The sequence below is a fragment of the Pseudomonas sp. MPR-R2A5 genome (genome assembly GCF_058793055.1).
Window position 1 is genome coordinate 35,398 of the sequence record NZ_JBXAFK010000048.1, and the last position, 23,131, is coordinate 58,528.

General features: G+C 60.1%; 24 protein-coding genes. 13 read left to right on the forward strand and 11 right to left on the reverse strand.

Going from position 1 to position 23,131, the window contains the following annotated elements; genetic code table 11:
* Window positions 1-63: 63 nt before the first annotated feature.
* The 4 genes from rng (at window position 64) to tldD (ending at window position 7,767) form a co-directional block, all read left to right on the forward strand.
* Window positions 64-1,521 carry a ribonuclease G gene (rng, locus tag AC1Q6I_RS27515; RefSeq protein ID WP_024073454.1) on the forward strand — a complete coding sequence of 486 codons (1,458 nt, stop codon included), beginning with the start codon at window positions 64-66 and terminating at the stop codon, window positions 1,519-1,521.
* Window positions 1,522-1,596: 75 nt separating this feature from the next.
* Window positions 1,597-5,412 (forward strand): YhdP family protein, encoded by a 3,816-nt coding sequence (locus tag AC1Q6I_RS27520; RefSeq protein WP_024073455.1) that lies wholly within the window; start codon window positions 1,597-1,599, stop codon window positions 5,410-5,412.
* Between the two features lie 47 nt (window positions 5,413-5,459).
* Window positions 5,460-6,308 (forward strand): carbon-nitrogen hydrolase family protein, encoded by an 849-nt coding sequence (locus tag AC1Q6I_RS27525; RefSeq protein ID WP_069075260.1) that lies wholly within the window; start codon window positions 5,460-5,462, stop codon window positions 6,306-6,308.
* Window positions 6,309-6,324: 16 nt separating this feature from the next.
* Window positions 6,325-7,767, forward strand: coding sequence for a metalloprotease TldD (gene tldD / locus AC1Q6I_RS27530; protein ID WP_069075261.1), 1,443 nt, complete (start codon window positions 6,325-6,327; stop codon window positions 7,765-7,767).
* A 44-nt stretch (window positions 7,768-7,811) separates the two neighbouring features.
* On the opposite strand, the gene yjgA is transcribed toward tldD, so the two are convergent.
* Window positions 7,812-8,333, reverse strand: coding sequence for a ribosome biogenesis factor YjgA (gene yjgA, locus AC1Q6I_RS27535; RefSeq protein ID WP_102625292.1), 522 nt, complete (start codon window positions 8,331-8,333; stop codon window positions 7,812-7,814).
* Window positions 8,334-8,441: 108 nt separating this feature from the next.
* On the opposite strand from yjgA, the gene pmbA reads away from it, so the two are divergent.
* From pmbA to AC1Q6I_RS27565, 6 genes are all read left to right on the forward strand, one after another.
* Entirely contained in the window at window positions 8,442-9,788 is a 1,347-nt protein-coding gene (pmbA, locus tag AC1Q6I_RS27540; RefSeq protein ID WP_102625291.1) for a metalloprotease PmbA, read from the forward strand.
* Window positions 9,789-9,936: 148 nt separating this feature from the next.
* On the forward strand, window positions 9,937-10,332 hold the full coding sequence (locus AC1Q6I_RS27545) for a hypothetical protein (RefSeq protein WP_024073460.1): 396 nt from the start codon (window positions 9,937-9,939) through the stop codon (window positions 10,330-10,332).
* Entirely contained in the window at window positions 10,325-11,701 is a 1,377-nt protein-coding gene (locus AC1Q6I_RS27550; protein ID WP_102625290.1) for a class II fumarate hydratase, read from the forward strand. The genes AC1Q6I_RS27545 and AC1Q6I_RS27550 overlap by 8 nt, the downstream gene beginning before the upstream one ends.
* A gap of 27 nt (window positions 11,702-11,728) precedes the next feature.
* Entirely contained in the window at window positions 11,729-12,157 is a 429-nt protein-coding gene (locus AC1Q6I_RS27555) for a DUF2753 family protein (protein WP_102625289.1), read from the forward strand.
* A 1-nt stretch (window position 12,158) separates the two neighbouring features.
* Window positions 12,159-12,770, forward strand: a complete 612-nt coding sequence (locus AC1Q6I_RS27560) for a superoxide dismutase (RefSeq protein ID WP_102625288.1) — start codon at window positions 12,159-12,161, stop codon at window positions 12,768-12,770.
* 33 nt (window positions 12,771-12,803) lie between these two features.
* Window positions 12,804-13,697 (forward strand): ZIP family metal transporter, encoded by an 894-nt coding sequence (locus tag AC1Q6I_RS27565; RefSeq protein WP_069075266.1) that lies wholly within the window; start codon window positions 12,804-12,806, stop codon window positions 13,695-13,697.
* A gap of 35 nt (window positions 13,698-13,732) precedes the next feature.
* Here AC1Q6I_RS27565 and AC1Q6I_RS27570 read toward each other — a convergent pair whose 3' ends face one another.
* From AC1Q6I_RS27570 to AC1Q6I_RS27615, 10 genes are all read right to left on the reverse strand, one after another.
* Window positions 13,733-14,005 carry an HPr family phosphocarrier protein gene (locus AC1Q6I_RS27570; protein ID WP_024073465.1) on the reverse strand — a complete coding sequence of 91 codons (273 nt, stop codon included), beginning with the start codon at window positions 14,003-14,005 and terminating at the stop codon, window positions 13,733-13,735.
* 16 nt (window positions 14,006-14,021) lie between these two features.
* Window positions 14,022-14,879, reverse strand: coding sequence for an RNase adapter RapZ (rapZ, locus tag AC1Q6I_RS27575; protein WP_102625287.1), 858 nt, complete (start codon window positions 14,877-14,879; stop codon window positions 14,022-14,024).
* A gap of 2 nt (window positions 14,880-14,881) precedes the next feature.
* The gene (ptsN, locus tag AC1Q6I_RS27580; RefSeq protein WP_069075268.1) at window positions 14,882-15,346 is read right to left on the reverse strand and encodes a PTS IIA-like nitrogen regulatory protein PtsN; all 465 of its coding nucleotides are present in this window, start codon (window positions 15,344-15,346) and stop codon (window positions 14,882-14,884) included.
* A gap of 12 nt (window positions 15,347-15,358) precedes the next feature.
* Window positions 15,359-15,664: a ribosome hibernation-promoting factor, HPF/YfiA family gene (gene hpf / locus AC1Q6I_RS27585; RefSeq protein WP_024073468.1), complete on the reverse strand. Its 306-nt coding sequence runs from the start codon at window positions 15,662-15,664 to the stop codon at window positions 15,359-15,361.
* A gap of 75 nt (window positions 15,665-15,739) precedes the next feature.
* Complete coding sequence (locus AC1Q6I_RS27590) at window positions 15,740-17,233, reverse strand: RNA polymerase factor sigma-54 (RefSeq protein WP_024073469.1); 1,494 nt, start codon at window positions 17,231-17,233, stop codon at window positions 15,740-15,742.
* Window positions 17,234-17,418: 185 nt separating this feature from the next.
* Complete coding sequence (gene lptB / locus AC1Q6I_RS27595) at window positions 17,419-18,144, reverse strand: LPS export ABC transporter ATP-binding protein (RefSeq protein WP_003171806.1); 726 nt, start codon at window positions 18,142-18,144, stop codon at window positions 17,419-17,421.
* Complete coding sequence (lptA, locus tag AC1Q6I_RS27600) at window positions 18,144-18,677, reverse strand: lipopolysaccharide transport periplasmic protein LptA (RefSeq protein WP_024073470.1); 534 nt, start codon at window positions 18,675-18,677, stop codon at window positions 18,144-18,146. The genes lptB and lptA overlap by 1 nt, the downstream gene beginning before the upstream one ends.
* Entirely contained in the window at window positions 18,664-19,236 is a 573-nt protein-coding gene (gene lptC, locus AC1Q6I_RS27605; RefSeq protein WP_024073471.1) for an LPS export ABC transporter periplasmic protein LptC, read from the reverse strand. The genes lptA and lptC overlap by 14 nt, the downstream gene beginning before the upstream one ends.
* A gap of 8 nt (window positions 19,237-19,244) precedes the next feature.
* Window positions 19,245-19,769 carry a KdsC family phosphatase gene (locus AC1Q6I_RS27610; RefSeq protein WP_069075269.1) on the reverse strand — a complete coding sequence of 175 codons (525 nt, stop codon included), beginning with the start codon at window positions 19,767-19,769 and terminating at the stop codon, window positions 19,245-19,247.
* Complete coding sequence (locus AC1Q6I_RS27615; RefSeq protein ID WP_024073473.1) at window positions 19,770-20,744, reverse strand: KpsF/GutQ family sugar-phosphate isomerase; 975 nt, start codon at window positions 20,742-20,744, stop codon at window positions 19,770-19,772.
* A 312-nt stretch (window positions 20,745-21,056) separates the two neighbouring features.
* On the opposite strand from AC1Q6I_RS27615, the gene AC1Q6I_RS27620 reads away from it, so the two are divergent.
* Genes AC1Q6I_RS27620 through mlaD form a run of 3 tightly spaced genes read left to right on the forward strand, consistent with a single transcriptional unit; the run spans window position 21,057 to window position 23,130 of the window.
* A complete protein-coding gene (locus AC1Q6I_RS27620) occupies window positions 21,057-21,866 on the forward strand; it encodes an ATP-binding cassette domain-containing protein (RefSeq protein ID WP_024073474.1) in 810 nt (269 codons plus the stop codon).
* On the forward strand, window positions 21,866-22,663 hold the full coding sequence (mlaE, locus tag AC1Q6I_RS27625; RefSeq protein WP_024073475.1) for a lipid asymmetry maintenance ABC transporter permease subunit MlaE: 798 nt from the start codon (window positions 21,866-21,868) through the stop codon (window positions 22,661-22,663). Before AC1Q6I_RS27620 ends, mlaE begins: the two co-directional genes overlap by 1 nt.
* Window positions 22,663-23,130 carry an outer membrane lipid asymmetry maintenance protein MlaD gene (gene mlaD, locus AC1Q6I_RS27630; RefSeq protein WP_017845975.1) on the forward strand — a complete coding sequence of 156 codons (468 nt, stop codon included), beginning with the start codon at window positions 22,663-22,665 and terminating at the stop codon, window positions 23,128-23,130. Before mlaE ends, mlaD begins: the two co-directional genes overlap by 1 nt.
* Window position 23,131: the final 1 nt, after the last annotated feature.

The following is a 23,131-nucleotide window of genomic DNA, read 5'->3' on the forward strand; positions in this document are numbered from 1 at the left end:
ACTTGCGCGCCAAGCCTTAAGCGATCGGTCACTATTGTGAAAACGCCTGAACGAGACCCAGCCATGAGTGAAGAGATTCTGATCAATATCACGCCGATGGAATCGCGCGTGGCGGTGGTAGAGAACGGTGTTCTGCAAGAAGTGCACGTCGAGCGCACCCAGAAGCGCGGGATTGTCGGCAACATCTATAAAGGCAAGGTCGTGCGCGTATTGCCGGGGATGCAGGCGGCTTTTGTCGACATTGGCCTGGACCGTGCCGCGTTTATCCATGCTTCGGAAATTTCCCTGCGCGAAGGCCCGGCGGTCGAAAGCATCAGCGCCTTGGTTCACGAAGGGCAGAGCCTCGTGGTGCAAGTCACCAAGGACCCCATCGGTTCAAAGGGCGCGCGCCTGACGACCCAGCTGTCGATTCCATCGCGCTACCTGGTGTACATGCCGCGCACCGCTCATGTGGGCATTTCCCTGAAAATCGAAGACGAGGCCGAGCGTGAGCGCCTGAAGAAGGTGGTCAGCGATTGCGTGGCGGCCGAGGGCATCAAAGAGGCGGGAGGCTTTATTCTGCGCACGGCGGCCGAAGGCGCCGGGGCTGATGAGATTCTCATGGACATCCGTTACCTGCGGCGCCTGTGGGACCAGATTGGCGCGCAGATCAAGACCGTTGGCGCGCCCAGCGTGATCTACGAAGACCTGGGCCTGGCCCTGCGCACCTTGCGCGACCTGGTCAGCCCGAAGATCGAGAAAATTCGCATCGACTCGCGGGAAACCTTCCAGCGCACCACGCAGTTCGTCGCCGAGCTGATGCCGGAAATTGCCGACCGCCTGGAGCATTACCCCGGCGAGCGGCCGATTTTCGACCTGTATGGCGTCGAAGACGAAATCCAGAAGGCCCTGGACCGCAAGGTGCCGCTCAAGTCGGGCGGTTACCTCGTTGTGGACCCGGCGGAAGCCATGACCACCATCGACGTCAACACCGGTGCGTTCGTGGGCCATCGCAACCTCGAAGAAACCATCTTCAAGACCAACCTCGAAGCCGCTACCGCGATCGCGCGTCAACTGCGCCTGCGCAACTTGGGCGGGATCATCATCATCGACTTCATCGACATGGAAGATGAAGAGCATCAGCGCCAGGTACTGCGCACCCTTGAAAAGCAGCTGGAACGCGATCACGCCAAGACCAATATCATCGGTATTACCGAGCTGGGCCTGGTACAGATGACCCGCAAACGCACCCGCGAAAGCCTGGAACAGGTGTTGTGCGAGCCGTGCAGCAGTTGCCAGGGGCGCGGTAAATTGAAAACGCCTGAAACGGTTTGCTACGAGATTTTCCGCGAAATCCTACGGGAGGCGCGAGCCTACCAGGCCGAAGGTTATAGAGTGCTTGCCAACCAGAAAGTGGTCGATCGGCTGCTGGACGAAGAGTCCGGTAACGTCGCTGAGCTGGAGGGGTTTATCGGACGTACGATTCGCTTCCAGGTTGAGACCATGTATTCCCAGGAACAATACGACGTGGTGCTGCTCTGATCCTCATTCGTTTCTTTCTACGAGATGCGCAGACCTTGATCTGCCGTCCGCTTACTGCCTTGAGGGTCGCCTGACATGGAGCGTCTGAAACGCTTTTTTGCCGCTTTGACCCGTTGGGGCCTGGGCTTGTGCGCCTTGCTGCTGGTATTGGCGGCGGTCTATGTGAGCCTGGGACGAGAATTGACTCCGCTGGTGGCCGAATACCGTGCGGACATCGAAGCCAAGGCCCAGGCCGCAGTGGATATGCCACTGCACATCGGCAGCCTGGAAGGGCGCTGGAGTGGTTTCGCACCGGTATTGCTGGCCCACGACGTGATGGTCGGCCAGGGCAGCAACGCCTTGCGCCTGGATCAGGTCGAAGTCGTGCCGGATATCTGGGCCAGCCTGATGGCCCGCGAAGTGCGTCTTGCGCACCTGGAAGTCAGCGGCCTGCAATTGAGCGTCAAGGAAGACCAGGACGGCCACTGGGCGCTGCAAGGCCTGCCGGTGCAGGATGACCAGCCGCTGGACCCGGAGCAGGTGCTCAAACGCCTGCAAATGGTCAAGCGTGTGTCGTTGCTCGACAGCCAGGTGACCCTGCAACCGATCGACCATGCCCCGCTGACCCTGACCTATGTGGGCCTGAGCCTGCACACCGGGACCACCCGCCAACGCCTGGATGCCCGCCTGACCTTGCCCGATGGCCAGCCCCTGGCCTTGAGCCTGCGCAGCCGCATTCGCGCAAGCCAATGGAAGGATGCTGAAGTCGACGCCTACCTGAGCCTGCCGCAAAGCGATTGGGCCAAATGGATTCCGGCCAAACTGACTCAACAATGGAAGCTCACGCAGTTCAAGGCGGGTGGCGAGTTCTGGCTCAACTGGGCCAAGGGTGACGTGCAGAGTGCTGTGGTGCGCCTCAATTCACCCCAGGTGAAGGGCAGCTACGCCGATCGCAAGCCCGTGCATATCGAAAACCTCGCCCTGACCGCGTACCTGCAACGCAATGAGCAGGGTCTGAAGGTATTGTTCGACTCGTTGGCGATGAACCTGGGCGAGACCCGCTGGGAATCGCGCTTGCAGTTGCAGCAGAGCCTGGCCACCGACCAGGCGCAGGAGGTCTGGAACCTGCAGGCCGATCGCCTGGACCTCACGCCCATTACGCCGTTGCTGAATGCCCTGGCGCCCCTGCCGGAAGGCTTCGCCAAGACCATCGAGCACCTCAAGGCCACTGGCCTGTTGCGCAATGTGCTGGTGGATTTCCGTCCCCAGGACACGACCGATCAGAAAGTCAGCTTCGCCGCCAACCTTGAGCGGGTGGGGTTCGATGCTTACTTTGGTGCACCGGCAGCGCGGAACGTATCCGGCAGCATCAGCGGTGACCTGGGGCATGGCGAGTTGCGCCTGGACAGCAAGGACTTTTCCCTGCACCTGTTTCCGATCTTCGCCAAGCCCTGGCAGTACATCCAGGCGAATGCGCGCCTGACCTGGAAGCTGGATAAAGAAGGCTTCACCCTGATTGCTCCCTATATCAAGGTGCTGGGGGAAGAGGGCAAGGTCGCGGCTGACTTCCTGATCCGCCTGCACTTTGACCCTGGCCAGGAAGACTACATGGACCTGCGGGTCGGCATGGTCGATGGCGATGGGCGCTTCACGCCCAAGTACCTGCCAGCGGTACTGAGCCCCGCGTTGGACGAATGGCTGCGCACAGCGATTCTCAAGGGCGCGGTCGATCAAGGTTTCTTCCAGTACCAGGGCTCGTTGAACCATGACGCGCTGCCGGCTTCGCGCAACATCAGCCTGTTCTTCAAGGTGCATGATGCAGAGCTGGCATTCCAGCCGGGCTGGCCGCATGTGAGCAAGGTCAATGGCGAAGTGTTCGTCGAGGAGAGTGGCGTACGCATCCTGGCCAGCAAGGGCCAGTTGCTCGACACCCAAGTCAAGGACGTCTACGTCAATATTCCCCACGCACCCGCGGGCAAGGACAGCCACCTGCTGCTCACCGGCGGGTTTGCCGGTGGCCTGGGTGATGGCCTGAAGATTCTCCAGGAAGCGCCAATAGGCACTGCCTCGACCTTTGCCGGCTGGAAAGGCGAGGGGGACCTGCAAGGCAAGCTGGACCTGGATATTCCGCTGGCCAAAGGTACCGAACCGAAGATCGTGGTGGATTTCCAGACCGACAAGGCGCGCTTGCAATTGGCTGAGCCGACCCTGGACCTGACGCAACTCAAGGGTGACTTCCGCTTTGATAGTGCCAAGGGCTTGAGTGGGCAGAATATTACGGCGCAAGCATTCGAACGGCCGATTAGCGCGCAGATTTTTGCCGATGGTAAGCCAGGTAATCTGAGTACCCGCATCACGGCCAAAGGCCAGGTCACGGTCAAGCGGCTGACCGATTGGTTGAAAATCAGCCAGCCACTGCCGGTGTCCGGCGATATTCCGTACCAGTTGCAAGTCAACCTGGATGGCGCCGATAGCCAATTGATGGTCAATTCCAACCTCAAGGGGGTCGCAGTGGATCTGCCGGCACCGTTCGGCATGGCGGCCAGCCAGGGGCGTGACAGTACGTTCCGCATGACCTTGCAGGGCGCCGAGCGTCGTTACTGGTTCGATTATGGCGAGCTGGCGAACTTCACCTTTGCGGCGCCGCCGGACAAGTTCAATGAGGGCCGCGGTGAGCTATTCCTGGGGGATGGCGATGCCGTGCTGCCCGCTGGCAAGGGGTTGCGCATCCGTGGCGTGCTTTCGGAGTTGGACATAGACCCCTGGAAGAAACTCGTGGACCGCTACGCGGGCAATGACCCTGGCGGCAGCGCCAAGCAACTGCTGAGCGGCGCTGACTTCAAGGTGGGCAAGCTGACTGGCTTCGGCAAGCAGTTCGACCAGGTCAACTTGCAGCTTGACCGTAAACCCACCGCCTGGGGCCTGCAACTCGACAGCCAGCAGGCCAAAGGCAGCGTGAACCTGCCGGATGCCAAGGGCGCGCCCATCGCGATCAACCTGCAGTTCGTGAAATTGCCGGCCGTGGACCCGACCGTCCAGGCAGACGAAAACGCCCCGGACCCGTTGGCCGATATCGATCCCAAGGGGATCCCGGCGCTTGATATCAGCATTGATCAACTGTTCCAGGGACCGGACCTGATAGGGGCCTGGTCGCTGAAAATCCGGCCAACCGCCAAGGGCCTGGCCTTTAATAGCCTGGACCTGGGCCTCAAGGGCATGCAGCTCAAGGGCGCGGGGGGCTGGGAGGGTGCACCGGGGGACAGCAGCAGTTGGTACAAAGGGCGCCTGGATGGCAAGAACATCGCCGATGTGCTCAAGGGCTGGGGCTTTGCGCCTACCGTGACCAGTGAAGATTTTCACCTGGACGTAGACGGCCGTTGGCCGGGGTCGCCGGCCTGGGTCGGGCCCAAACGTTTTTCCGGTAGCCTCGATGCCACCTTCCGCAAAGGCCAGTTCGTTGAAGTGGAAGGCGGTGCCCAGGCGCTTCGGGTGTTTGGCTTGCTTAACTTCAACTCCATTGGCCGCCGGTTGCGCCTGGACTTTTCCGACCTGCTCGGCAAAGGCTTGAGCTATGACCGCGTCAAGGGCTTGCTGGCAGCGAGCAACGGCGTATTTGTGACCCGTGACCCCATCACCATGACCGGGCCATCGACCAACCTGGAACTCAATGGCACCCTGGACCTGGTCGCCGACCGCGTGGACGCCAAGCTGTTGGTGACCCTGCCGGTCACCAACAACCTGCCGATTGCGGCGCTGATTGTGGGTGCGCCGGCCATTGGTGGCGCGTTGTTCCTGATCGACAAGCTGATCGGTGACCGCGTCGCGCGCTTTGCCAGTGTGCAATACAAAGTGGAAGGGCCCTGGAAGGATCCGAAAATCACCTTCGACAAGCCATTCGAAAAGCCTAACTGAGACTTTCTGGAGTAGCCTGGAGCTATTCGTTTACGGAGTATCGGCCCATGTCGTTTGCGGTAATTCAGATGGTCAGCCAGAGCGATGTGCTGGCCAACCTGGCCCAGGCCCGGCGCTTGCTGGAGCAAGCGGCAGCGGGCGGGGCGAAGCTCGCGGTGCTGCCGGAAAACTTTGCCGCCATGGGACGCCGTGACGTGGCTGATATCGGCCGTGCCGAGGCATTGGGTGAAGGTCCGATCCTGCCATGGTTGAAACAGACCGCCCGCGACCTCACCTTATGGATAGTTGCAGGCACATTGCCGCTGCCGCCCAGGGACCAGCCGGATGCCAAGGTCAACGCCTGCTCGTTGCTGGTGAATGACCAGGGCGAGATAGTGGCCCGATACGACAAGCTGCACTTGTTCGATGTCGACGTGGCGGATGCCCGAGGCCGTTATCGTGAATCCGATGACTATGCTTTCGGCAGTAATGTGGTGCTGGCGGATACGCCGGTTGGCCGCTTGGGCCTCACGGTATGCTACGACCTGCGTTTCCCCGAGCTGTACAGCGAATTGCGCGCGGCCGGGGCTGAGTTGATTACCGCACCTTCGGCCTTTACGGCGGTGACCGGCGCCGCGCACTGGGATGTGTTGATCCGCGCGCGGGCCATCGAGACCCAGTGCTACCTGCTGGCGGCCGCCCAGGGCGGTGTGCACCCAGGGCCCCGGGAAACCTTTGGCCACGCGGCGATTGTCGACCCGTGGGGGCGCATACTGACGCAACAGGATCAAGGCGAAGCGGTGTTGCTGGCCGAGCGCGACAGCAGTGAACAGGCGTCGATACGGGCGCGCATGCCGGTGGTGAACCATCGGCGCTTTTTTTCGCAGGGCGCGCAGCGGCCTGCTTCAGAACGATGAATTTAAGGCCAAACCTATGAGCGAGTTGTTGTCCTCAGTCAGTGAACACCTCCTGGCACCCGGTGGCGTGACCATCGAAAGTCTGCAAACCGTGCTCGGCGATCTGGCCGGACCGGGCATCGACGCGGCCGACCTGTATTTCCAGGGGCAGATTTCCGAGTCCTGGGCCCTGGAAGACGGCATCGTCAAGGAAGGCAGTTTCAACCTCGACCAGGGCGTGGGGGTGCGGGCGCAATCCGGTGAAAAAACCGGTTTTGCCTACAGCAACGCGATCACCTTGGAAGCGCTGGGCCTGGCCGCTCGCGCAGCGCGCTCGATCTCCCGTGCCGGTCAACATGGCACGGTGCAGGCGTTCAGTACCCAGGATGTGGCCCAGTTGTACGCGCCGGATAATCCGCTGGAAGTGATCAGCCGTGCGGAAAAGGTCGAGTTGCTCAAGCGTGTCGATGCCGCCACCCGCGCCTTGGACCCGCGTATCCAACAAGTCACCGTGAGCATGGCTGGCGTGTGGGAGCGGATCCTGGTGGCGTCCACCGATGGCAGCCTGGCGGCGGATGTACGGCCGCTGGTGCGTTTCAACGTCAGTGTGATCGTCGAGCAGAACGGGCGCCGCGAGCGTGGCGGTCATGGCGGCGGCGGGCGTACCGACTACCGTTATTTCCTCACCGATGATCGCGCCATGGGTTACGCCCGTGAGGCACTGCGCCAGGCGCTGGTCAACCTGGAAGCCATTCCGGCGCCGGCCGGTACCTTGCCGGTGGTGCTCGGTTCGGGCTGGTCTGGCGTATTGCTCCACGAAGCGGTCGGCCATGGCCTGGAAGGCGACTTCAACCGCAAGGGCAGTTCGGCCTACAGCGGACGCATGGGTGAGATGGTCGCCTCCAAACTGTGCACCATTGTCGATGACGGTACCCTGGCCGGGCGCCGGGGTTCGCTGACGGTCGATGACGAAGGTACGCCGACCGAGTGCACCACGCTGATCGAGAACGGCGTGCTCAAGGGCTACATGCAAGACAAACTCAATGCCCGTCTGATGGGCGTGGCGCGCACTGGTAACGGCCGTCGCGAATCCTACGCTCACTTGCCGATGCCGCGCATGACCAACACCTACATGCTCGGTGGCGAAAGCGACCCGGCGGAAATCATCGCCTCGGTGAAGCGTGGTATCTACTGCGCCAATCTCGGCGGCGGCCAGGTGGATATCACCAGCGGCAAGTTCGTGTTTTCCACCAGCGAGGCCTATCTGATCGAAGACGGCAAGATTACCGCCCCGGTCAAAGGGGCAACGTTGATTGGTAACGGACCAGAGGCGATGAGCAAGGTGTCGATGGTCGGTAACGACCTGTCGCTGGACAGCGGCGTCGGTACGTGCGGTAAGGATGGGCAGTCGGTGCCGGTCGGCGTGGGGCAGCCCACCTTGAAGATTGATGCGATCACCGTGGGTGGCACAGGGTCGTAAACCGGGAGCTTCGGGTGGCGAAGACCGCCACCCGGGGAAGAGGATCAGCGCAGGCCGCGTTGAGTCTCGTCCAGCTCACGGATGTACTTGAAGATTTTACGGCTGGTGGCCGGCGCCTTGTTATGCGCCTGCTCGTGCTGGGCCTGACGGATCAGGGAGCGCAGTTGCTGGCGGTCGGCATCCGGATAGTCCACCAAGAACTTCTCCAGTACCGCGTCATCGCCCGAGATCAGGCGGTCACGCCAACGCTCCAGGTTATGGAAGCGTTCATTGTACTGGCGAGTGGAGGCATCGAGTTGATCGAGCAAGGTCAGAATGGCGTCAGTGTCCTGGTCGCGCATCAGCTTGCCGATAAACATGATGTGCCGTTTACGCGCGATATTCGCGGTGTGCTTGGGCGCATCCGCCAGGGCCCGACGCATTTCGTCGGTCAGAGGCAATTTTGCAATCAAGTCCGGCTTGAGCGTTGTAAGGCGCTCGCCGAGGTCAACCAGAGCATGCAGCTCGCGTTTGACCTGGGTTTTGCTTTTCTCCCCATCGAGGGAGTCGTCGTAAGAATCAACCATGGTGGCAGTCCGCAAAGAAACGCCGCCATGATAACCAGTCGGGGGCCGCTTGTCCGGCCCGGTCGCTCGATGGCCTTAACCGAAAGCAGAATTTGAGTGGAGAAAACCATGAGTGCAGCCCAAAGCGTCGGTCCGCAAGCGTTACCGGCACTGCAGGAACAAGTCGAGCAGATCCTTGCCGAGGCCAAGCGCCAGGGGGCCAGTGCGTGCGAGGTGGCTGTGTCGCTGGAGCAGGGGTTGTCGACGTCGGTACGTCAGCGGGAAGTGGAAACCGTTGAATTCAACCGCGACCAGGGTTTTGGCATCACCTTGTACGTAGGGCAGCGCAAAGGCTCGGCCAGTACGTCGGCCAGTGGCCCGGAAGCCATTCGCGAGACTGTCGCTGCTGCGTTGGCAATTGCCAAGCACACCTCCGAGGATGAGAGTTCGGGCCTGGCCGACAAGGCATTGATGGCCAAGGACCTGCAGGATTTTGACCTGTTTCATGCCTGGGACATCACGCCAGAGCAGGCCATCGAACAGGCATTGATCTGCGAAGCGGCGGCATTCGATGCCGATGCCCGCATCAAGAACGCCGATGGCACCACGTTGAGCACCCATCAAGGGTGCCGCGTGTACGGCAACAGCCATGGTTTTATCGGCGGTTATGCCTCCACGCGCCATAGTTTGAGCTGCGTGATGATTGCCGAGGCCAATGGGCAGATGCAGCGCGATTACTGGTACGACGTGAACCGCCAGGGCGAATTGCTGGCGTCTCCTGCCAGCATTGGCCAACGTGCTGCGCAACGTGCCGCGAGTCGCCTGGGTGCGCGCCCGGTACCGACCTGCGAAGTGCCGGTGCTGTTTTCGGCAGAGCTGGCCGGTGGTTTGTTCGGCAGCTTTCTGGGGGCGATTTCCGGCGGCAACCTGTATCGAAAATCGTCGTTCCTTGAAGGCGCGATCGGCCAGAAACTGTTTCCTGAGTGGCTGACCATCGATGAGCGTCCACACCTGATGCGCGCGATGGGCAGTTCGTCGTTCGACGGTGATGGCCTGGCGACCTATGCCAAGCCGTTCGTCGAGAAGGGCGAATTGGTGTCCTATGTCCTGGGCACCTATGCCGGTCGCAAGCTCGGTTTGCCCAGTACGGCCAACGCGGGTGGCGTGCACAACCTGTTTGTGACCCACGGTGATGAAGACCAGGCGGCGCTGTTGCGGCGCATGGGGCGTGGCCTGCTGGTGACCGAGTTGATGGGCCAGGGCCTGAACATGGTCACCGGTGATTATTCCCGGGGCGCGGCAGGTTTCTGGGTGGAAAATGGCGAGATTCAATTCGCCGTCCAGGAAGTCACCATCGCCGGCAATATGCGCGATATGTTCAAGCAGATCGTTGCCGTCGGGAACGACCTGGAACTGCGCAGCAACATTCGCACGGGTTCGGTATTGATCGAGCGGATGATGGTCGCCGGTAGCTGATCCTTCCGACGCTTCACAAAAAAGGCGCGCCCTCCTGGAGATGGCGCGCCTTTTTTGTGGGCGCATGGTTGAAGGATGGGAAGGGTGACCTTGTTTTGATTCTCAATATCATTTAATAATAAATATCATTATTGAGCGAGTGCGGATCATGAGTACTGTCCTGCATGAGGATCCCTATCTGGAGAGCTGGCGCTGGATGAGTCGCCAGATTCGTTGTGGCCTTGATCCCAATGAACCTCGCCTGATCGAGCATTACCTCAATGAAGGTCGATACTTGGCGTGTTGTACCGCGACCCACCCGTGGACGATCGCCGAAACGGCATTTCGCCTGCTGATCGATACCGCCACTGATATCGCATTGCCCTGGCACTGGCGCTCAATGTGCCTGGACCAAGCCTGGCGACCGCTGCGCGACCTGGAAAAACTCTCCCACTGTGCCTGCCGCCTCAAGCGCTGGCAGACCTTTGCCTGGCAATTGGCGACCTGCGAATTGCTGCCGTCTATTTCTCATTCCGACCTAGTGCAAGGATCTAATGATGAGTAACACCCGTATCGAACGCGACAGCATGGGCGAACTGCAAGTCCCCGCCGAGGCCCTGTACGGCGCACAAACCCAGCGCGCGGTGAATAACTTCCCGATCAGCCACCAACGCATGCCGGCGCAATTCGTTCGTGCGCTGATCCTGGCCAAGATCGCGGCCGCCAAGGTCAACGTCGACCTCAAGCAGATCAGCGAAGGGCAGGGCAAGGCCATTGTCGACGCCGCCCAAGGCTTGCTGGAAGGGGACTTCATGCAGCACTTCCCTGTGGATATCTTCCAGACCGGTTCCGGCACCAGCTCCAACATGAACGCCAACGAAGTCATTGCGACCCTGGCCAGCCGTCTGCTGGGCGAGGTGGTCAACCCCAACGATCATGTGAACTGTGGCCAAAGCAGCAACGACATCATCCCCACCACCATTCACGTCAGCGCGGCGTTGGTGCTGCATGAGCAAACCCTGCCGGCCCTGCTGCACCTGGTACAGGTCATCGAGCAGAAGGCCATACAAGTGCACCCGTTCATCAAGACTGGCCGCACCCACCTGATGGACGCCATGCCCGTGCGCATGAGTCAGGTGCTTGACGGTTGGGCGCAGCAGCTCAAGGCCAATATCGGCCACCTGCAGGACCTGCTGCCAAGTCTGCAGGCGCTGGCGCAGGGAGGGACGGCAGTGGGCACCGGGATCAACGCTCACCCGGAGTTTGCTGCACGTTTCAGCCAGCGACTGAGCCAATTGACCCAGGTGCAGTTCACGCCTGGCAAGAACCTGTTTGCGCTGATCGGCTCTCAGGACACCGCGGTTGCCGTCTCCGGCCAATTGAAAGCCACCGCCGTATCGTTGATGAAAATTGCCAACGACCTGCGCTGGATGAACTCCGGCCCACTGGCCGGCCTCGGCGAAATCGAACTGGAAGGCTTGCAGCCTGGTTCCTCAATCATGCCCGGCAAGGTCAACCCGGTGATCCCGGAGGCCACGGCGATGGTTGCCGCGCAAGTCATCGGCAATGACACCGTCATCACGGTTGCCGGCCAATCCGGCAACTTCGAGCTGAACGTGATGCTGCCGATCATTGCCCAGAATCTACTCAGCAGCCTGGAGCTCCTGGCCAGCGCCAGCCGCCTGCTGGCGGACAAGGCGATCGCCAGCTTCAAGGTCAACGAAGCCAAGCTCAAGGAAGCGCTGTCGCGCAATCCGATCCTAGTGACTGCACTCAACCCGATCATTGGTTACCAAAAGGCTGCTGAAATCGCCAAGAAGGCCTATCAGCAAGGCCGTCCGGTGATTGATGTGGCCCTTGAGCACACCGACTTGCCCCGTAGCCAACTGGAAGTCCTGTTGGATCCGGAAAAACTCACGGCCGGCGGCGTGTAATCACCGACCCTGCTTTGGAGGCTCACCATGGAGCACTGGAAACGCACGATCGAACGGGCCAATCGCTGCTTTATGCAGGGCGAATTGGTTGACGCTCGCGAGGCCTATCTGCAAGCCCTGGCCCTGGCCCAAGTGCTGTTCGAGCGCTGGGCGAACGCCGACGAAGCAGTAGCGGCTTGCGTCATTTCCCATCACAACCTGGCGGACTTGCACCTGCGCCTGAATCAGCCCGAGGAAAGCGCCGAATACCTCTGTGCTATTCACCAGCGCTTGCTGCAGGCCATGCAGGACGTGCGTCTGAGCCCGCAACTGCGCGAAGCGGCCTTGCGCCAGAGCAGCAAGACTTACGTCGAACTGTTGAATTTTATCAGTGATCACGGTGAGTACCCGCGCACCCATCGCTTACTGAGCGGTGCTGCCGTGCAGCCGACCACGTCTCAATACGGAGCACATTGATATGCCCTACACCTTGCCTGCCTTGCCCTATGCCTACGATGCCCTGGAACCGCATATCGATGCGCAAACCATGGAGATTCACTACACCAAGCACCACCAGACCTACATCAATAACCTCAATGCTGCGGTCGAGGGCACCGAATTTGCGGGCTGGCCGGTGGAGAAACTGGTGTCCAGCGTGCAACAACTGCCGGAAAAACTGCGTGTGGCCGTAATCAACCAAGGCGGCGGCCACGCCAACCACTCACTGTTCTGGGCGGTGATGTCGCCTAAAGGTGGTGGCAAGCCCGATGGCGCGCTGGGAAAAGCCATTGAAGAGCAACTCGGTGGTTTCGACAGTTTCAAGGAAGCCTTCACCAAAGCCGCCTTGACCCGTTTCGGCAGCGGCTGGGCCTGGCTGAGCGTCACCCCGCAAAAGACTCTGATAGTGGAAAGCAGCGGCAACCAGGACAGCCCACTGATGAATGGCAATACGCCGATCCTCGGCCTGGACGTCTGGGAGCATGCTTATTACCTGCGGTACCAGAACCGTCGGCCTGAATACATCAATGCCTTCTACAGTGTCATTAACTGGCCGGAAGTTGCTGCCCGCTATCAGGCCGCGCTGGCCTGACAGTCACCTCGATAACAAGATCTAAGGCCGACTATGGGCACTGAAACACTGGCGATCAGTAGCGTGCGAATGTTTCGTTATGCGTTTGGCTCGCTGCTGCTATTGGCAGGTACTGCATTGCTGGTGGCCCACGGGCTGGCCTGGCTGGATCTGGAGCCGCGCATCATGCGCGCCTTGCAAGGCGGGGCGATTTGCGCGCTGGGCACGGCGCTGGGGGCGGTTCCGGTATTGGTGATTCGTCGGATGCCGGTGGCGTTGAGCGATACCTTGTTGGGCTTCGGTGCCGGCGTGATGCTGGCGGCGACTGCCTTTTCGCTGGTCGTACCTGGTATTGCTGCTGCCGAAGCCCTTGGCCTTTCGCCCTGGGGGGCAGGTGGGCTGATCAGCTTCGGCATCATGCTGGGGGCATTCGGTTTGTATCTGGTGGACCGCAAAGTCTCCGGCGCCAGCCCGGAGATGTTGGTGGGCACGCCGGATAAACCGGTGATTCCACCGCGCATCTGGCTGTTTGTGTTTGCCATCATCGCCCACAACATCCCCGAAGGCATGGCCGTTGGCGTTTCAGCCGGCGGCGGCATGCCGGATGCCGACAGCCTGGCCATGGGCATTGCCTTGCAGGATGTGCCGGAAGGGTTGGTGATTGCGTTGGTATTGGCCGGGGCGGGGATGTCGCGGGTCAAGGCCTTCTTGATCGGTGCGGCGTCAGGCTTGGTAGAGCCAGTGTTCGCCGTGCTTTGCGCCTGGCTGGTGACCCTGGCCGAGGTGCTGTTGCCGCTTGGCCTGGCGTTGGCTGCCGGGGCGATGCTGCTGGTGGTGACTCATGAAGTGATCCCCGAATCGCGGCGTAATGGTCACGAAAAGCTTGCCAGTCTGGGGCTATGTAGCGGTTTTTGCTTGATGATGGTGATGGATACCGCCTTGGGGTGAAGCCCCTGGCTTCACGCCCGCCTCAGCGGATGGTTTTACTCACCCTCATCAAAGAAGTTGTTGATCAGCTCCACCAGGGCCTCCATTGCTTCCTGCTCTTGCTCGCCCTCGGTGCTCAAATGAATCTTGGTGCCCTTGCCGGCTGCCAACATCATCATCGCCATGATGCTTTTGCCATCGACCATGGTCTCCGGTGTGCGCCCGGCGCGGATCTGGCAAGGGAACTTCCCGGCAATACCGACGAATTTGGCAGAGGCGCGTGCGTGCAGGCCCAGCTTGTTGATGATTTCAATTTCCAGAGCGGGCATCGCGCAGGTGTTCCTTTCAGCTGAGGTCGCGGTGGCGGACCTGGACATTCTTGAGGTTTTTTTGCAGCACCTGGCCCAGGCGTTCGGTCAGGTAGACGGAGCGATGGTGGCCGCCGGTGCAGCCGATGGCAATGGTGACATAGGCTCGGTTGCTCGCGGCAAAGCGCGGCAACCATTTGAGCAGGTAGCTGGAGATGTCCTGGAACATCTCCTCCACATCCGGTTGCGCGGCCAGGTAATCGGCCACTGGCTGATCCAGCCCCGACTGGTCACGCAGCTCTGGTTTCCAGTAGGGGTTGGGCAGGCAGCGCACATCGAAGACCAGGTCGGCATCCACCGGCATGCCACGCTTGAAGCCAAAGGACTCGACCAGAAATGCCGTGCCCGGCTCCGGCTGGTTCAGCAGGCGTAGCTTGATGGCATCGCGTAACTGGTACAGGTTGAGGCTGGTGGTGTTGATCTTGAGGTCGGCGAGGTCAATGATCGGCCCCAGCAACTTGGTTTCGTCCTCGATGGCTTCGGCCAGGGAACGATGGGGGCTGCTGAGAGGGTGGCGTCGACGGGTCTCGGAGAAGCGCTTGAGCAGGGTTTCTTCGTCGGCGTCCAGATACAGCACATCGCAATGAATGTGCTTGGCGCGCACCTCTTCGAGCAATTCCGGGAAGCGCGTAAGGTGGCTGGGCAGGTTGCGGGCATCAATCGAAACGGCGACCAGGGGCTGCGCCAATTCGGTGTGGATCAGGGCGCGTTCCGCCAACTCCGGCAGCAGCCCGGCGGGCAGGTTGTCGATGCAATAGAAACCGTTGTCCTCAAGAACGTTGAGGGCGGTACTTTTACCCGAGCCAGAGCGGCCGCTGACGATGATCAAACGCATGATTACTGCCTGTTTTGCTCATCCAGGACAACTTGGTACAGTGCCTCGTTGCTGCTGGCACTGCGCAGTTTGTCGCGTACGTCCTTGCGGTCGAGCATGCTTGCGATCTGCCGAAGCAGTTCCAGGTGCGCATCGGTGGCGGCCTGTGGGACCAGCAGAACAAACAGCAGGTCTACCGGGGCACCGTCGATCGCGTCGAAATCGATAGGCGCGTCCAAGTGCAGCAGGGCGCTGACAGGTGTGTCGCAGCCTTTGAGGCGGCAGTGAGGAATGGCGATGCCGTTGCCAAAACCGGTGGAACCGAGTTTTTCACGGGCAATCAGAGCCTCAAAGACATCTTGCATCTCCAGATCAGGCACTTCTCGGCTGATCAGGTTGGCAATTTGTTCGAGGGCTTTCTTCTTGCTGCCGCCCGGCGCGTTCACGAGGGAACGGCCGGGGGTCAGGATGGTTTCAAGTCGGATCATGGGTGGGGAGTGTTAGCGGCCGGTGCCCTGAAGGAGGCTCAACTGCTTTTCCTTATGCTTTTTGATTTGGCGATCCAGTTTGTCGGTCAGGTCGTCAATGGCGGCATACATATCAGTATGCTCGGCATTGGCGACGACTTCTCCGCCGGGTATACGCAAGGTGGCTTCAATTTTCTGCTTCAGCTTCTCGACAGTCATAATGACTTGCACGTTGGTGATCTTGTCGAAATGCCCCTCAATTCTTTTGAGTTTTTCGCCGATATAGGCGCGCAGCGGTTCGGTCACTTCCAGTTGGTGTCCACTGATGTTGACTTGCATACAGCTTCTCCTTCGTTGCCAGTGCATAAAGCGGCGGGTAGGAATACCCGCCACTGGAACGCTGTGGCCCGCCCGTCACATCAAACGCTTACGCTCGCTGGAAGGCGCGATCCCAAGGGACTCGCGGTACTTGGCGACGGTTCGACGGGCGACCTGAATGCCTTGTGCCTCCAGTAAACCAGCGATCTTGCTGTCACTCAACGGCTTTTTCTGATTTTCCGCCGCAACCAGTTTTTTGATGATCGCGCGGATCGCCGTGGACGAGCATTCGCCGCCTTCGGAGGTGCTGACATGGCTGGAGAAAAAGTATTTCAGCTCATATATGCCCCGTGGGGTATGCATGAATTTTTGCGTGGTCACCCGGGAAATCGTTGACTCATGCATGCCAACCGCTTCGGCGATATCATGCAGCACCAGAGGCTTCATCGCTTCGTCGCCGTATTCCAGGAAGCCACGCTGGTGCTCGACGATCTGGGTGGCGACTTTCATCAGGGTTTCGTTGCGGCTTTGCAGGCTCTTGATGAACCAGCGCGCTTCCTGCAACTGGTTGCGCATGAAGGTGTTGTCGGCGCTGGTATCGGCGCGACGCACAAAACCGGCATATTGCGGATTGACCCGCAGGCGCGGTACCGACTCCTGGTTCAGTTCCACCAGCCAGCGCTCGTTGTCCTTGCGTACGATCACGTCGGGGACGACGTATTCGGCTTCGCTGGACTCGATCTGCGAGCCCGGGCGAGGGTTGAGGCTCTGTACCAGCTCGATCACCTGGCGCAGGTCGTCTTCCTTGAGCTTCATACGGCGCATCAACTGGCTGTAGTCGCGGCTGCCCAGCAGGTCGATGTAGTCCGTGACCAGGCGTTGGGCTTCGGCAAGCCAAGGCGTCTTGGCAGGCAGTTGACGCAGTTGCAGCAGCAGGCACTCGCTGAGGGTGCGCGCGCCAATGCCGGCGGGCTCGAATTGCTGGATGCGGTGCAGGACGGCTTCGATCTCGTCCAGTTCGATATCCAGTTCCGGATCGAAGGCTTCAAGAATCTCGTCGAGCGTTTCGTCCAGGTAACCTTGGTTGTTGATGCAGTCGATCAGGGTCACGGCGATCAGGCGATCGGTGTCGGACATCGGCGCGAGGTTCAATTGCCACAACAGGTGGCTCTGCAGGCTCTCGCCGGCGGACGTGCGGGTGGTGAAGTCCCACTCGTCATCATCGTTGCTGGGCAGGCTGCTGGCGCTGGTCTGGTAGACGTCTTCCCAGGCGGTGTCCACGGGCAGCTCGTTGGGTATGCGTTCGTTCCAGTCGCCTTCCTCGAGGTTATCCACCGTCGGGGCGGTTTCCTGGTAGGAGGGTTCCTGCACATCGGGGTTGGGTTTTTGCTCGATGTTGTCGGCCAGCGGGTCTGCATTGTCGAAGTCGTCGCCTTCTTCCTGGCGTTCGAGCATCGGATTGGACTCCAGGGCCTCCTGGATTTCCTGTTGCAGGTCCAGGGTCGACAATTGGAGCAGGCGGATGGCCTGTTGCAGCTGCGGTGTCATCGTCAGCTGCTGGCCCATTCTCAGGACTAGCGATGGTTTCATGGCAGGGGCTTAACACCTTATTCGCCGGCGCAATGCGCCATCCACGACAGGGCGCGTGAGCGCCAAACATAAGCAAATTATATGCCTGATATCGGGGGCTTTGCCTAGAGCGCGGTAACAATAAAAATCCGGAGGTTTTTATTGACTCCCGCGCACCGTGGCCAACGGCCGTGACGCCAGGCTGCTTACAGGCGGAACTCGTGGCCCAGGTACACTTCCTTGACCAGTTCGTTGGCCAGGATAGTGGCGGAGTCACCTTCGGCAATCAGCTGGCCATCGTTGACGATGTAAGCTGTTTCGCAGATATCCAGGGTCTCACGGACGTTGTGGTCGGTGATCAGTACACCGATGCCCTTGGCCTTGAGGTGATGGATGATCTGCTTGATGTCACCCACCGAGATGGGGTCCACGCCGGCAAACGGTTCGTCCAGCAGGATGAATTTCGGCGCGGTCGCCAGGGCGCGGGCAATTTCAACGCGACGACGCTCACCACCGGACAGGCTCATGCCGAGATTGTCGCGAATGTGGTTGATGTGGAATTCCTGCAGCAGGCTTTCCAGCTCTTTACGGCGGCCGTCGCGGTCGAGTTCCTTGCGGGTCTCGAGGATGGCCATGATGTTGTCGGCCACCGAGAGTTTGCGGAAGATCGACGCTTCCTGGGGAAGATACCCAATACCTGCGCGTGCACGGCCATGCATCGGCTGGTGGCTGACGTCCAGGTCATCGATCAGTACGCGACCTTGGTCCGCCTGCACCAGGCCGACGATCATATAGAAGCAGGTGGTCTTGCCGGCGCCGTTGGGGCCGAGCAGGCCGACGATCTGGCCGCTGTCGATCGACAGGCTGACGTCGCGCACGACCTGACGGCTTTTATAGGCCTTGGCCAGATGCTGGGCTTTCAGGGTTGCCATTACTCGGCCTTCTTCTTCGGCTGGATAACCATGTCGATACGTGGGCGTGGCGCAGTGACCTTGCTGCCGTTGGCCCGGCCGGCATTGGCGACCTGCTTCACGGTGTCATAGGTGATCTTCTCGCCTTCGGTGGAGTTGCCATCGGGGCTGAGCACCTTGGCCTGGTCGATCAGGACGATGCGGTTTTGCTGGGCGTGATACTGGATGGTCTTGCCGTAGCCCTTCATCGGGGCGGTATCGGTAGCGGCCTGCTTCTGTTCGAAGTAGGCCAGGTTGCCCACCGAAGTCACGACGTCGATGTCGCCAGCGGGGGTGCGAGTCAGTGTCACCGTGTTACCGGTGATTTTCATCGAGCCCTGGGTAATGATCACGCCGCCTGTATAAGTGGCGACGCCTTGCTTGTCATCCAGTTGCGCATCGTCAGCTGAGATGTGGATCGGTTGCTGGCTATCGTTCGGCAGAGCCCAGGCGCTCACGCTTCCCAGTGCTGCGCCCAGACCGAGCAAAATAGGGAGGGTTTTAACGAGCCTCATACTGTCCTCTTACGTTCGATAGCAGGTGTATCCTGCTTTCTTTCAAATACGCTTTCATTCCCTTGCCAGTCGATACACCGCCAGCGCCGTCGATTCTAACGTCTTGCTCGGTCTGCGCATATTGCTTCTGTGGGAATACGGTCATGCGTGTGGTGGTAATAATGGTGTCGCGGTTCTGTGCGTCAGTACGTGCGACGCGCACCGAGTCGATCAGTTCCACCTGGGTACCGTCCGGGTTGACCTCGCCGCGCTTGCTGGTGACGTGCCATGGGAACTCGGTGCCGCGGTACAGGTTCATGTCCGGATTGGTCAGCAGGGTGACCTCGGAGGCCTTCAGGTGCTCGACCTTGTCCGACGTCATTTCATATTGCACCTTGCCATCGGGCAGGAACTGCACGCTATAGGCATTGGTTGCGTAATAGTCGATAGCCCCTTCATCAACCTGCGCAACAGGCTGGTCGAGAAAGCGCTCCGGGCTGATATTCCAGTAGCCCACCGCCAGGAACAGCGCGGCGATGCCTGCGAATAGCAGGAAGTTGCGAATCTTTTTACTCAGCATAAAACGCTCTATAGGTAGGCGGCATGGGCCGCTTCGAGGCGGCCTTGGGCCCGCAGGATCAACTCGCAGAACTCACGGGCGGCGCCTTCGCCGCCACGGGCCGTGGTGATGCCGTGGGCATGCTCGCGAACAAACGCCGCCGCATTGGCGACGGCCATGCCCAGGCCCACGCGGCGGATCACCGGCAAGTCGGGCAGGTCGTCGCCCAGATAGGCGACCTGCTCATAGCTTAGGTGGAGTTGGCCAAGAAGCTCGTCCAGTACCACCAGTTTATCCTCACGGCCCTGATACAGGTGAGGAATCCCCAGGTTTTGTGCGCGGCGTTCCACAACCGGCGTTTTTCGGCCGCTAATAATGGCAGTTTGCACTCCCGCTGCCATCAACATCTTGATGCCCTGGCCATCGAGGGTGTTGAACGTCTTGAATTCGCTGCCGTCTTCGAGGAAGTACAGGCGGCCATCGGTCAGCACGCCGTCAACGTCGAAAATCGCCAGCTTGATGTGCTTGCCGCGTTGCAATAGGTCGCTGGTCATTTACATCACTCCTGCACGCAGCAAGTCGTGCATGTTCAGGGCGCCAATCGGGCGGTCATCGTTATTGACGACCACCAGCGCGCCGATCTTGTGGTCTTCCATGATCTTCAGCGCTTCGGCTGCAAGCATCTCGGGGCGTGCGGTCTTGCCATGGGGGGTCATCACCGCGTCGATGGTGGCGGTGTGGATGTCGATGGTGCGGTCCAGCGTGCGGCGCAAGTCGCCGTCGGTGAACACTCCGGCCAGGCGCCCGTCGGCTTCGAGGATCACGGTCATGCCCAGGCCTTTGCGGGTCATTTCCATCAGCGCATCCTTGAGCAGCGTGCCCCGTTGGACATGGGGTAGCTCATCGCCGGAGTGCATGACGTTTTCCACTTTCAGCAGCAGGCGACGGCCCAAGGCACCCCCTGGGTGGGAAAACGCGAAATCTTCAGCGGTAAAGCCACGGGCTTCCAGTAACGCCACGGCCAGCGCATCGCCCATGACCAGGGCGGCGGTGGTGGAAGACGTGGGGGCCAGGTTCAGGGGGCATGCCTCGTGGGTCACGTGAACGTTCAGGTTCACTTCGGCTGCCTTGGCCAGCGTCGATTCCGGGTTGCCGGTGATGCTGATCATCTTGATGCCCAGGCGCTTGATCAGCGGCAACAGGGTCACGATTTCGTTGGTGGTGCCGGAATTGGACAGTGCCAGGATGATGTCATCCTTGGTGATCATGCCCATGTCACCATGGCTGGCTTCGGCCGGATGCACGAAGAAAGCGGTGGTTCCGGTGCTCGCCAGTGTCGCGGCGATCTTGTTGCCGACGTGGCCGGACTTGCCCATGCCTACCACGACAACGCGGCCCTTGCTGGCCAGAATCATCTCGCAGGCGCGTACGAAATCTGCATCGATATGGGCCAGTAAGCCTTCTACGGCTTCAAGCTCGAGGCGAATGGTGCGTTGTGCGGATTGGATAAGATCGCTGGATTGGCTCATGTCTGAAATCGTATAGCCTGACGAAAAGTCGGCGATTATAACGGTAATGAGCAATTCCCTCACGCAAGTTCGTCAGGCTTTATTCTGCGGGTGGCATGAGATTCCCTCTCAGTAACATAGCCAGCAACGTTTTTTCCCTGTCCCCAATCTGAACAAGCGCTTTTCCGGCCTTGGGCGCGTTGTACCAGCAGTGATATAGTTCGCCGCCAGTTCGGTTCACCCAGCCCATACGTCTATCTATATCGCGCAATCGTGCAAACGTTTGTCGCCAATACGGTGTCTGAGTGAGAAGCTGCATCCCAAGGAGTTTAGATGAGTGCCGATAACGCCTACGCGGTCGAGCTGAAGGGCCTTACCTTCAAGCGCGGGACGCGCAGCATCTTCAATAACGTCGATATTCGCATTCCCCGTGGCAAGGTCACGGGCATCATGGGGCCTTCCGGTTGCGGCAAGACCACCCTGTTGCGGCTGATGGGCATGCAACTGCGCCCCAATGCCGGCGAAGTGTGGGTCAATGGCCAGAACCTGCCGACGCTGTCGCGTAGCGAGCTGTTTGACGCACGCAAGCACATGGGTGTGCTGTTCCAGAGTGGTGCGCTGTTCACTGACCTGGATGTTTTCGAGAACGTGGCGTTTCCGCTGCGAGTGCATACCCAGCTGTCTGATGAAATGATTCGTGACATCGTGTTGCTGAAACTGCAGGCCGTGGGCCTTCGCGGTGCCATCGACCTGATGCCTGACGAGTTGTCCGGTGGCATGAAACGTCGTGTCGCCCTGGCGCGCGCCATCGCCCTTGACCCGCAGATCCTCATGTACGACGAGCCCTTCGTTGGCCAGGACCCGATCGCCATGGGCGTGCTGGTACGCCTGATCCGCCTGCTCAACGATGCGCTGGGGATCACCAGTATCGTGGTGTCCCACGACCTTGCAGAAACCGCGAGCATTGCCGATTACCTGTATGTCGTCGGCGATGGTCAGGTGCTGGGGCAGGGCACGCCTGAAGAGCTGATGAACGCTGACAACCCGCGTATCCGCCAATTCATGACCGGCGATCCTGATGGCCCGGTGCCTTTTCATTTTCCGGCAGCGGATTACCGCGCAGATCTTCTGGGGAAGCGCTGATGCGCAAGACATCACTTATCGAAAGGGTTCGCCTTTTCGGCCGCTCCGGCATCGACATCATCGAAGTGCTGGGGCGTTCGACCATTTTCCTGTTCCATGCCTTGCTGGGCCGCGGTGGCATCGGCGGCGGCTTTGGCTTGCTGATCAAGCAACTGCACTCCGTCGGCGTGATGTCCCTGGTGATCATCGTGGTCTCCGGGGTCTTTATCGGCATGGTGCTTGCGTTGCAGGGCTTCAACATCCTATCCAGCTACGGCTCGGAGCAGGCGGTCGGGCAGATGGTCGCCCTGACGCTGCTGCGCGAGCTGGGGCCGGTGGTGACTGCCTTGCTGTTCGCCGGGCGCGCCGGTTCCGCGCTGACCGCTGAAATCGGCAACATGAAGTCCACCGAGCAGTTGTCCAGCCTGGAAATGATCGGCGTGGACCCGCTCAAGTACATTGTTGCCCCGCGCCTGTGGGCCGGCTTCATTTCCCTGCCGCTGCTGGCGATGATTTTCAGTGTGGTGGGTATCTGGGGCGGTTCGTGGGTGGCGGTGGATTGGCTGGGGGTCTACGAAGGCTCCTACTGGGCCAATATGCAAAACAGCGTGACCTTCAGCGGCGACGTGCTCAACGGCATCATAAAGAGCATCGTCTTCGCCTTTGTCGTGACCTGGATCGCCGTATTCCAAGGCTATGACTGTGAGCCCACTTCAGAAGGGATCAGTCGTGCCACCACCAAGACCGTTGTGTACGCCTCGCTGGCGGTACTGGGCCTTGACTTCATTTTGACCGCCTTGATGTTTGGAGATTTCTGATGCAAAACCGCACTGTGGAAATCGGTGTCGGCCTTTTCTTGCTGGCTGGCATCCTGGCTTTACTGTTGCTCGCCCTGCGAGTCAGTGGCCTTTCGGCCAGCCCTACCGCCGATACTTATAAACTTTACGCGTACTTCGACAATATCGCCGGTTTGACTGTCAGAGCTAAGGTGACCATGGCCGGTGTGACTATCGGCAAGGTCACGGCAATCGATCTGGACCGCGACAGCTTCACCGGGCGAGTGACCATGCAACTGGACAAGAAGGTCGATAATCTGCCGACTGACTCCACTGCATCTATCCTCACTGCGGGTCTGCTGGGCGAGAAGTACATCGGTATCAGCGTGGGCGGGGAAACAGCCCTGCTCAAGGATGGCTCGACCATCCACGACACGCAGTCGTCGCTGGTACTTGAGGACCTGATCGGTAAATTCCTGCTCAATACGGTCAATAAAGACGCCAAATGAG